This is a genomic window from Candidatus Nitrosocosmicus sp. R, assembly GCF_054408505.1.
Genome location: NZ_CP167090.1, coordinates 3,088,013 through 3,099,070, shown reverse-complemented (window position 1 = coordinate 3,099,070; position 11,058 = coordinate 3,088,013). Strand labels below are relative to the sequence as shown.

Below are 11,058 nucleotides of genomic sequence, written 5' to 3'. Positions count from 1 at the left end.
ATAAGTTGAATCCTAATTAATATTTTGATTTTGATTTGGGTTTAGGTTTCTATAATAGAAACAAGAAACAGAATGTCTCTTGCTAATATCAAATTGTTCTATATCATTAGTACAATCAGTAAAAGATAATTTACACCTATTATAAAATTTACATCCCTTTAATGGCAATTCAGATAAATTTATGCCACCGAAGCTCTTATAGAATTTAGATTCATCGGTTGAAAAAGTAACTGCATCTAGTAACATCCAAGTATACGGATGAAGTGGATTATGTAACACTTCATCAATTTCTCCATATTCGACGATGCTTCCAGCAAACATAATCCCAATCTTATCACCAATGAATCGCGAGGTTGCTAAATCATGTGTGATATAAATAATAGAAATATTCAGAGTCTTTCTCAACTCATTTAATAACGACAAGATTTCAGCTCTAACAGAAATGTCTAACATCGAAACAGGTTCATCAGCTATTATTAATTTTGGGATTTTTACAATTGATCTCGCAATTGAAACACGTTGTCTTTGACCACCTGAAAGCATGGTTGGATATTTCTCCAAAATCTCTTCAACGGGTTCAAGTCTTGTTCTACGTAGTGCAAGACGCACTTTCTCATCTTTTTCGTTACGACTTAATTTATTCTCATGAATTTTTAGTGGCTCCATGACTATGTCTTTTATTTTGATGTGGGGATTTAAGGAACTATAGGGATCCTGATGGATCATCTGGATCATTGAATAAAATGCTTTCCTTTTTTTTAGAGAGTGAACGTCATTCCCCTCAAAGGATATAGTACCATCGTCGGGGATTATAGCACCCATTATGAGTTTAGCGAGCGTAGTTTTTCCAGAACCAGATTCGCCGGCTATAACCAATACTTCACCCTGTCCCAAATCAAAGGACACATTATCGATTGCCTTTCTGGCTGGATTTGATGAAGATAAAAGATGGAAAATATTCCTATGAATTGGAAAGGTTTTGTTTACATTCCTGACCTGAAGCAAAGGCGACATAAATAAAATATGAGCTTATTGGTATTTTAAAATATATCTATTAGTGTTCAGGACACTGATTTGATGTCCCAGATTGAACTCATTTTCTTATGATTAATAGTCAAAAATGGTTAACGATTAGAGTCAGATATTAATTTGTATTCTTATAGACATTCCTAACAATTAAGCAATATCCAACCTTATTGTAGGTACATAGACATTGTAAACCATGTCAACTATAGACTTTTTTTGTACCTGTAAATTGCATTTTACTTTTTTACCTCGATCAAGAATGTAAGAAAATATATCATGATGAATTGATGATGATGGGAATATCATAAGCATATTATATTATTGTGAAAGAAAATCAATTACATCTCAACATTGGTCCTAGTTTTCAATAACTTTCGTAAAACTTTCGTTATTATCATATTCAGAATCATGAAAATCAAAAATTCGGCATAATGAGAAGTTTTACAAATTCGGCATTTAGATTTTGATTCGGATGAAATAATTGCCATTAAATTTTTTTCAGTTATCATGATCTTCTTGATGGCTTTATAGAATTTTGGATATAGCATATCAATAATTTCCCTGTTATCTCTCACGATCGAAACAAATGGATAGTTTTCATAAGCCAGCATCTTTACATTAGCTTTATAATATTTTACTAAGGTCCCTTTAACCTCTTCTGTTTTATAAACACCTATCAAACCGTTTTTTTTCAGTATGGTTATGTGGTGTCTCAAAGTAGTCATGGCAATGTTAAATTTTGCTCTTTTTAATAAATTAAATAAATCCTTAGTCGAGAGGTTCCTATGATAAAGAAAATCTAAAATTTTTAGTCTGTGGGGATCGCTTAGTACTTTTGCAACATTTTCATTCATCAAAATTGTAGTCAAAGGTCTTTCATGAACTATAGTTTTTCCCATAGGATACTTTTTTCATCCAATTTTATTAATCTTGATTAAATATAGTGATAATAATCATTTATTGAACAGTTGCACGAAATATGATTATGAATTCGATGAACAAATGCGTGTTTTGCGAAATAATTAATGGAAATATTAAAGCTAGAAAGATACATGAAACCGAACATTCAATAGCAATTTTAGATGCATTTCCCCTCAAGGATGGACATTCACTTATAATTGCCAAATCACATAAACCCAAAATTCAAGATTTGAGCTTTATAGAAAACAGAGACATTTTTGATGCATTGCACCTATTGACTGAAAAAATAGAAAAATCAATGAACTGTAATTCTTCACTAGTAGGTATACATAATGGAAGGGATGCTGGACAAGAAATTCCCCATTTTCATATTCATATTATTCCAATTGCAGAATCAAGTGAAAAGATTTCAATTCATTCTCTTTTTAATAAACGAGATACTCAAGGAAGTGATTTAGATGAACAATGGAGAAAAATATCCAAGGAGATACAAAGAATCTAAGAAATACGAGACAATACTTCAGGTAATTCAGAGAGAGTGTGTATAGTGAAAAGTGGTGTCTCTTTTTTGTTCATAGGCTCTTGAATTTTGTATAAAGAGTCCAAAGTTCTTATGGTCTTCATTCCGAGCTCATTGGCAGGTAAAATGTCGATATCTAATCTATCTCCAACCATGATGCAATTGTCAATACTTGAATTACAGCCAATTAACGCCTTATGAAATATTTCATGATTTGGTTTTTTAGATCCAATATCTTCTGCTAAACATACTATTCTAAAATGCTTATCTAGATCGTTTAGAACCAATAGATTGGCTGAACCGGATGAATTGTTGCTGATTATACCTAATGAATATTTCTTGGATAATAATGGGATGAGGTAGTTAACTTGACTAAATAGTTTGATTAGTTTTCTTTTATTTTCTAGCAAATCCGTCTCTAAAACATCGAAAATCACAGAATCATATCCCTTAGGAAGGATAAGACGTACCATTAGGGAAATAATTTCCAGAAATCCTGATGAACCAAATTTTCTGTTTCGAACTAAATCATTTCTCAACGTATAATAGTTTCTTTGATCTATCCTAGCCCCATAGTCATTAAGTGTCTGGAATAATAGTTTATCAAAATAAGTAACGTAATTCCATTCATCAATGAGCGTTTGCCCAAGGTCAAAGAAGACTAATGGTCTCACCAAGTATTTTTAAAGCCATTAATTATTTATAGTTTAGATTATTTTATCAGAGATGATAATCATCGACGATAAGCTTGACAACATTGACAAAACATCAGAAATTTAGTTAATTAATTAAACATTCATCTAATAATTTAATAATATTCCATCAATTTCTAGTATTATTTATAAATATTTTAGTTCACATCTTATATATTTAATCAACGAAGATATGGTGATAGTAAAATGGCACAAATGCCTGCATTAATTCCAAAGGAAGTAGAAATCCAGAGGCTAAAAAAGATCTATATAATGGTCATTATGCTAGGGTCTATTGCTGCATCAGTAGAAGTAGACAACTTTGTTGATGGATCATTGCACCAAACAGCCATCAGAGACAGTGCATTTACACCAGCTCATTGGTGGTTATACAGTCACTTTATTGCACTCCCACTAGGTTGGGGATTTGTTGCGATGTATGACAGGAGAGTACCAGCATTAAGAGGACCAAACAATTCAATGAATACGGGTCTAAAGATAACCATTATCGGTTATTTAGCTACCATGTTCACAATTGGTATCAATGAAATGTGGCACTTTTGGTTTGTTGAAGAAATATTTTCAGTACCTAACCACTGGATGTTTAACATGGGTGTAGTAGTAGCTTTCATGGGTGCTTTGGCCTATGTAGTTAGGGTATACGCACGTTTGGTAGAACTTGGCGCTGAAACTCCTGCAAGGAACCCCTATGTAGCAGAAATGTACAAACTAGCATTAGAAGGAAAACTCTACAGCAGATCAGTTCCATAATCTTTTTTTTTGTTTTTGTTCTAGTTTTGCTTTGTTTTTGTTTTAGTTAGTTAATTTTACTTAATTATTTAGATACATTAGATTAGACAGGTTTGATTAGACAGAAATTGTATTCTTAAGCAGTATCATCCAAATAGCTTTGAGATCCAAAGTTGCAATTTAGCTGGATTCATTTCTAATATTTGTACATTTCCATGTCTTAAGATCTCGGTTCCGTCCTCGTCATATTTAGATAAAATGACCACTTTATTGATCCCTACTGTAATAGCCATCTTGCTACATTCTATGCATGGAGCAAGAGTAGAGTATAAAGTAGCATTTTTGGTACTGCCAGCATTTCCAAACATAACGCATTGCATTATTGCATTGGCCTCCGCATGCACACAAATACACCTATCTAAAGATTCACCTGATTTAACAATACCTTTAATCCTATCTGTACATCTTTTACACCCACCCTCAAAGCAATTTTGGAATCCAGATGGGGTACCATTGTAACCAGTTGATATTTGTCTATTATTCTTAACTATTACAGCTCCTATTTGCCTAGTAAGACAGTTGGATCGTAGCTTTGCCAAAAAAGCTTGTATCATAAAGTAAACGTCCCAATCGGGTCTTTCAAATTCCCTGTCTAATCCATCCATAAATTCCTATATATAATAGCCATTAATTAAAATACAACAGTTCAGAGCTAGAAGGTTGTCATCATTACTGTAATAACATAAAATAATGACACATATAAAAATATTAAATAGTTTTTTGAAGAACATTAAAGAATAAATATATAGTGTGCCAAAGAATTTTGTTTTCAATTGCATTTATTTCCAACTTAGAACAAGTTGAAAAGGCATTCTCAAACACTGAAGTTAAAATCAATCAATCAATTTATTGATAGCAAATGATATCAAAAAGGTAAATATAGAAAATATCGATATAAATCGACTAGATTGTTGCAATTTTTAGTATTTATGTAGATTTTTTACTTCCTCCTATCTTGAACATTTTCGTATTACACACAGTACATATACCTTGAGTAGCAGGTCTTCCATTTTTCATGGTTACCTCTTTTTCATCTTTCATTTCTCTTTTTGCTTTGCATTTAACACAATATCCTTCCATCTGTTTAACCTTCTGCATGAGTAGATAAAATACATGTAGTATAAAATTATTGTTATAAATGACTAAAAAATCATCACTAAAATATCACTATTTTGCTAGATTACGATATTTTATATAAGTAATTATTGCAAAAAATAATATTGAATGCAAAAGAAATTCAGGATAACATTCTAAAATTAATTAAAGAACATCATGACTGGTTCAATGACTCAATTCCCCTCATAGCAAGTGAAAATATCCCCAGTCCAGCCGTCAGGGAAGCAGTGGCGTCTGATTTTGGAAATAGGTATGCAGAGGGTTGGCCTGGAGAAAGGGTATACGCAGGGTGCACTTTTATAGACAAAGTTGAAAATATTTGCAATGATTTAGCAAGATCAGTATTTAATGCTGAATTTGCAGATTGTAGAGCAACTTCGGGAGTTGTCGCAAATTTGGCAATATATTCTGCATTCTCAAATCCTGGAGACACTATGATAGCTTCGTCGATTCCTACCGGTGGACATATTTCACACGGAAAAAAGGAGCACTCAGGAACGGCCGGCTTGGTTCACGGATTAGTAATAGAACACTTTCCATTTTCAAAAGAAAACATGACCATCGATGTTGAACTGACCAAGAAAAAAATAGATACAATGATTGCCGAAGGAAAAGCACCGAAAATAGCGATGTTTGGCGGCAGTCTTTTTTTGTTCCCTCATCCTGTGAAAGAATTATCAGAATTCTTGCATGAACGAAATGTGTATATAAATTACGATGGAGCCCACGTAGCAGGTCTAATCGCTGGTGGACAATTTCAAGACCCTTTACGAGAAGGCGCTGATTCGATGACCATGAGCTCGCATAAGACACTATGGGGACCCCAAGGAGGCATCATAGTATCGGTTGAAAAATATTCGGAGTCTATAAAGAAGGCAATTTTTCCGGGAAATACAAGTAGTCATCACCTACATCATGTTGCTGGCAAAGCAGTAGCATTGGCTGAATCATTAGAATTTGGAGAAGAATATGCCAAACAGGTCATCAAGAATGCAAAAATGCTTGCCTACTCCCTTGCAAATCATGGATTCAATGTTTTAGGGGAAAAGAGAGGCTATACTGAATCACATCAACTTGCCGTCGACGTCTCAAATTATGGTGATGGTGGAACTATAGAAAAGGACCTTGAAAAATGTAATATAATCCTAAATAGACAATTGCTACCTGGGGACATAAAAGAGGGAAGAAATTATTTTCATCCCAGTGGCGTTAGAATAGGAGTTCCCGAAGTAACCAGACTAGGAATGAAGGAAGACGAAATGCAGGAAATAGCAACCTTTATTAAAAAAGTTGTAATAGACAAGCAAGATATTCCTAAAGTTTTGCAAAATGTAACAGAGTTCAAAAAGAACTTTCAAAAGGTACATTATGCTTTTGACAATGAAACCTCTGCATATCAGTATATTCAATTGGTGAATAGGAAAGAATAAATCAACCCAAATCAGAGGAATTGTGCAAAATTACTCGAAATATCTAGCCTTCCTATAGATATTTCTACACATGATTTATATAATATAGAAGGATCAAATATCTCTGCAAAAAAATATGCCAATCGATCCAGATTTTCCAGCAAATCATGAAGTAATTGGAAAGATAAAAACATCAGACGATGAACATTTTCACTATTTATGGGGTCCAGGTTCACTAAAAGAGGCAGCAGAAAATACAGAAGTTAAAGAAGCATTCCAAGCAAAAGGAGAAGAAATAGGACCTTTAGGTGTAAGTGGAACTATGGTAGCAGTCGACTGGGATTCGTGTGTAGCAGATGGAGCATGTATTGAAGCATGTCCTGTACAAGTTTTTCAATGGTACAGAACTGAACATGACGTATCAGCTAAAGAGGCAGTAAATGAAGTGTTTGAAGGCACTGGTTCTTCAGTTAAAGAAGAAAGAAAAGACTATACAGATAAAGCAGATCCAATCAGAGAACATGATTGTATTTGGTGTATGGCATGTGTGTCGGTATGTCCACCTCAAGCAATTAAGGTAGATCAGGCCGCATTGGAATTCCACGAAAAAGCATCAGGAACATTTAACGAAGAATTATCAAAAGGTAGTGCACCACCACCTCACGCACACTAAATATTTTTTTTTAGAATCAACAATAATTACTAAAACAAGATTATTCAAAGTTAGAAATACAAAAGTAGATACAGTAAATCAACATATCAAAGTATAAACTACCAGATCATCCAAGACTCTAACGTTTTTGAGAATGAATTTAGAATAAACCTACATCGTGATGAAATATTCAAGTGATCACGGAGTGATTCATCAATGCATTGAACGAATAAAATTAAAGGAGAAGAAGCAGAATCTAGCCTAGTCCAATCATTTCCGCACGATTCTAAAATAGTATCCACCTTTTGATTATATAGTTTGGAAATTGTAAATGACACATACTCCAGTTCAGAGTTTGAAATCTCGTGAGATGAGAGGAATGACTTCAAGTTCTCTGAATTTATTAGAAAAGAATCGATATAGTGATTCTTGATTGATTTAGGTACTCGAGTCATGCTAAGAAGGGGAAGGAGAAGATCCTTCGTTAAGAAATGTTTCTAATTTGTGTTTCAAATAGTCGTTAATTTTGCTACCATCTACCTTACCTCTCAGAACTGCCATACTTTTCCCCATCAATACACCCATGGAATTGGGCCCTTTCTCTCTTATAACGCTCAAATTATCATCAAACAATTTATCCAATGTAGAAAATAAGTCCGTATCATCTAATTTAGTTAGGTTGAGGGAATTTATTGCTTCCTCTACCGTCATGCAATCCTTTTTCATTAATTTTTCAAAAATTAATATTATAGACTCTTTTGCAATAAATCCCTTATCAAGCCTATTGAAAATGTCTAGAATCATTTCATCTGTCAAGAGGTCCTTATCAAGATTATTTCTGGAGAGACTAACGATATCTTCAGTAAGTTTTGATGCAACAAAGGTGGGTGAAATAGTGGGATTGGTTATCAAGAGTCTTTCAAATAAATTATAATAATCAGAATCAAAAATTTGTTCAGATAATTTCATATTCAATCCATACTTTTTCATGATTCCTTTGATTAATTCATTCCATGGCAAAGGTATTTTATTTTTCAAACTATCAAGTAAGTTACGATCAACAGGAATTGGCATTATATCCGTTTCAGGATACATTCTGGATGAACCTGGTCTAGGTCGTGAAAAAATGGTAGTTCCGTCTAAAGTAACTGAACGGGTTTCAGCAATGACACCATATTTAAATTGGATTACCCTTTTAATCAATGGTTCAAGAAGGTTGCTTATTTTTTCCCTGTTACCGCCTATTATTATAAAGGCATCGTCAGTAGAAACATCAACAGATTTCTTAACGCTATCTATCTCATTGATAGTGATCCCATAATTAGGTAATTCATCGGAATGAAAGACGCCACCCAATCCAAAAAATCTAACAAACTCTCCTAACTCTTTACCTAGTCGTACATCTTTCATAGGTTCATAGCCAATCAAACCACGTAGACCCCTCAAACGGATACAATTAATGACTGGGTCTGGGTCTTTTAATATTTTTTTTATCACCTTAGATGATGAATTTGAGAACAAGGAAGTTATGTCTTCAATTTTATCGCCAATAAAGGAATCATTAATATTTCTATTTCTAAATTCTTCCGCAATTTTGATTAATCCGTACTGTCTTTTTGTTTCGTAGTCTAAAACTTTGATAAGTTGTGATAATTGCTGTACTCCCTTGACTTCGACTACTTGACCATCATTGACAGATATATTCACATCCTGCCTTATGCTCCCAATTCCTCGAGTCACTCTTTTACTACTTCGAAGTAATCTACCTAGAGTTAATGCGACGTTTACAATTTCTGCAGGAGTACCAGATATGGGGTCAAGTGCGATTTCGACTAGCGGGATCCCAAGCCTGTCGAGTCCGTATTCCTTTAATAGAGGATTGGTAGAAATTAATTTTGCTGCATCCTCTTCTAAACATATACCCTGGACACCTATCTTGTTGAAATTATCGACTTCTAAGTAACCTCCTGTTGATATCAACATAGTTCTTTGAAATCCACTGACATTAGAGCCATCTATCACTAATTTCCTCATGACATGAATTTCATCAACAATATTTGAATTTAGAGCGAGTGAAAACAACAATGCTGTTTCAAGTGCATCTTTGCTTACTTCATGTGGGGGCTCCTCGTCAGCTTCTACTAAACAGCTATATCCTACTTTAGAATAATACTTGATTGAATTCATTTTGGCGTGTTCAAATAATGCAGCTTTGTCAAAATCACCCAACTCACTTTTTGTAGGTCTCAAAACTCGAATAAAGTTGAAATCATAACCCTCGTCGTTGGATCCATCGCCTTTGCAATTACAGAAGAGTTTAGACGATGTACTTAGTTGTTGATGTATTTCAAAGCCAACCTTTACGTTTAATTTGTCGATATCTGGATTCATCAAACTCGTCCTCTTTAAACCTATTAAACTAGTGGCAACATATTAGAAATTTCATTAGAATAATCAGTTTTCATGATCCTAACAAAATCCTCGGCACCCGTATTATTACCTAATGCCCACATTGCTTTAACGACGGCGGTTTCTGAACTCATATTTGAAAGAGAGATAATACCCAAACCCAAAAGGTCTCTGCCGGTATCATAGACGGTCATCTGTACCGTACCAAATATACATTGTGAAGTCATAAAAACAAAAATGCCTGAATCTATTAGTTTTTTTAAAATAGGAAAGCAGTCTTTACTCACATGTCCAAGCCCAGTGCCCTCCAATATAATGACTTTATAATCCATCTGAAAAAAGTTCTCAAGAAATGATGAACTAAATCCAGGATAGAATTTCAATAGAAACACTTTATCGCTAAAAGCCGTCCTTGAAGTAAAATTTTTTGAAATATTCGCACGTTCTATTCTTCCGTTGTGTAATAACTTGTTGTATTTTATGTCTGAATTCTCAATTAAGGCAAAAGGCACCCCATTGAGCGATTTAAATGCATCACGTTTGCTGGTATGGTTTTTTCTCACTCGTGTCCCAAGATGACATGCAATTACTTCATCTGAAGTATTATGGTGCATACAAACAAAAATGCCTGAATATCTTGCATCCTTGATAAATCTTATTGCACCAACTAAATTGCTGAATGCGTCTGAAGAAGGTCTATCGGATGATCTCTGAGAACCAACCAAAAGTACAGGAATTGGGATATTTTGGAGCGCGAAACTTAATGCAGAGGAAGTATAATGCATGGTATCCGTACCGTGGGATACAATAATTCCATCATAGTGTTCGTTGTTGATAGCAAATGAAATTCTATCCGCTAGGGCAGACCAATGATGAGGATTCATGTTTTCACTATATTCGTTGAATAAGAATTCAGGATAAATGTATCCATAGTCAGAAAGTTCTGGAAAAGCAGAATATAATTCTGATGCAGTCAAAAGTGAAGTTACACCACCTGTTCTATAATCAATTTTACTTGCAATAGTGCCACCTGTGCTAATTAGCAATATTTTTGGTAATAATTTAGAACTATTCATTTTATCGAACAAATTGTGGCTATTATTATCATCGTTAGCACGGGCATTATCACTTGGATCGGATTTTGTTACAGGTTTTTTGGATAATTGATCAATATTTTTAGTTTTATTGATAATTTCTATAATATTTTCTATTTCAATTCCAATATTGTAACCGCTTTTCAATTTTAGTACGATATATTTGTCACTAAAAGTTTCATATCGGGGCAGAATAATGCCAAAAAATTCTGCTTTTTTAGTAACTATTTTCACTTCATCACCTACGCTAACTTTAAATTTGTTTAAAAATTTTTGAGAATTTCTACTATAGCTTTTATCAGAGCTCTCGTGAGAATCGAGATCAATATTTCGTGTCAAATATAGAAGTATGAAAAAGGTTTGAAAATATATAGTTAGATCATGAAAGGTAAATTTTAAGAAAGTAGTA

General features: G+C 33.7%; 12 protein-coding genes. 4 read left to right on the top strand and 8 right to left on the bottom strand.

All coding sequences use genetic code 11. From position 1 onward, the window contains the following. Positions 1-12: 12 nt before the first annotated feature. Complete coding sequence (locus tag AAGU22_RS16080) at positions 13-1,014, bottom strand: ABC transporter ATP-binding protein (RefSeq protein ID WP_458720102.1); 1,002 nt, start codon at positions 1,012-1,014, stop codon at positions 13-15. Positions 1,015-1,364: 350 nt separating this feature from the next. Continuing rightward, positions 1,365-1,925 (bottom strand): ArsR/SmtB family transcription factor, encoded by a 561-nt coding sequence (locus tag AAGU22_RS16075; protein WP_458720101.1) that lies wholly within the window; start codon positions 1,923-1,925, stop codon positions 1,365-1,367. Positions 1,926-2,011: 86 nt separating this feature from the next. Between AAGU22_RS16075 and AAGU22_RS16070 the strand changes: the two genes are divergently transcribed. Next, positions 2,012-2,449, top strand: coding sequence for an HIT family protein (locus AAGU22_RS16070; protein WP_458720100.1), 438 nt, complete (start codon positions 2,012-2,014; stop codon positions 2,447-2,449). Here AAGU22_RS16070 and AAGU22_RS16065 read toward each other — a convergent pair. Then, positions 2,446-3,141, bottom strand: a complete 696-nt coding sequence (locus AAGU22_RS16065; RefSeq protein ID WP_458720099.1) for an HAD family hydrolase — start codon at positions 3,139-3,141, stop codon at positions 2,446-2,448. The genes AAGU22_RS16070 and AAGU22_RS16065 overlap by 4 nt on opposite strands. 225 nt (positions 3,142-3,366) lie before the next feature. On the opposite strand from AAGU22_RS16065, the gene AAGU22_RS16060 reads away from it, so the two are divergent. Then, on the top strand, positions 3,367-3,930 hold the full coding sequence (locus AAGU22_RS16060; protein WP_458718846.1) for a methane monooxygenase/ammonia monooxygenase subunit C: 564 nt from the start codon (positions 3,367-3,369) through the stop codon (positions 3,928-3,930). A 125-nt stretch (positions 3,931-4,055) separates the two neighbouring features. Here the strand turns inward: AAGU22_RS16060 and AAGU22_RS16055 are convergent, their stop codons facing one another. Next, positions 4,056-4,574 (bottom strand): deoxycytidylate deaminase, encoded by a 519-nt coding sequence (locus AAGU22_RS16055; RefSeq protein WP_458720098.1) that lies wholly within the window; start codon positions 4,572-4,574, stop codon positions 4,056-4,058. A gap of 322 nt (positions 4,575-4,896) precedes the next feature. Beyond that, a complete protein-coding gene (locus AAGU22_RS16050) occupies positions 4,897-5,049 on the bottom strand; it encodes a DUF5679 domain-containing protein (protein WP_458721808.1) in 153 nt (50 codons plus the stop codon). Positions 5,050-5,189: 140 nt separating this feature from the next. Between AAGU22_RS16050 and AAGU22_RS16045 the strand changes: the two genes are divergently transcribed. Both AAGU22_RS16045 and AAGU22_RS16040 read left to right on the top strand, forming a co-directional pair. Continuing rightward, positions 5,190-6,515 (top strand): serine hydroxymethyltransferase, encoded by a 1,326-nt coding sequence (locus AAGU22_RS16045; RefSeq protein ID WP_458720097.1) that lies wholly within the window; start codon positions 5,190-5,192, stop codon positions 6,513-6,515. 115 nt (positions 6,516-6,630) lie between these two features. Continuing rightward, positions 6,631-7,167: a 4Fe-4S dicluster domain-containing protein gene (locus AAGU22_RS16040; RefSeq protein ID WP_458720096.1), complete on the top strand. Its 537-nt coding sequence runs from the start codon at positions 6,631-6,633 to the stop codon at positions 7,165-7,167. Between the two features lie 98 nt (positions 7,168-7,265). On the opposite strand, the gene AAGU22_RS16035 is transcribed toward AAGU22_RS16040, so the two are convergent. The 3 genes from AAGU22_RS16035 to gatD are packed head-to-tail and all read right to left on the bottom strand — an operon-like array spanning position 7,266 to position 10,988. Further along, positions 7,266-7,601 (bottom strand): hypothetical protein, encoded by a 336-nt coding sequence (locus AAGU22_RS16035; protein ID WP_458720095.1) that lies wholly within the window; start codon positions 7,599-7,601, stop codon positions 7,266-7,268. Position 7,602: 1 nt separating this feature from the next. Then, complete coding sequence (gatE, locus tag AAGU22_RS16030) at positions 7,603-9,537, bottom strand: Glu-tRNA(Gln) amidotransferase subunit GatE (protein ID WP_458720094.1); 1,935 nt, start codon at positions 9,535-9,537, stop codon at positions 7,603-7,605. A 23-nt stretch (positions 9,538-9,560) separates the two neighbouring features. After that, positions 9,561-10,988: a Glu-tRNA(Gln) amidotransferase subunit GatD gene (gatD, locus tag AAGU22_RS16025; RefSeq protein WP_458720093.1), complete on the bottom strand. Its 1,428-nt coding sequence runs from the start codon at positions 10,986-10,988 to the stop codon at positions 9,561-9,563. Positions 10,989-11,058 lie beyond the last annotated feature (70 nt).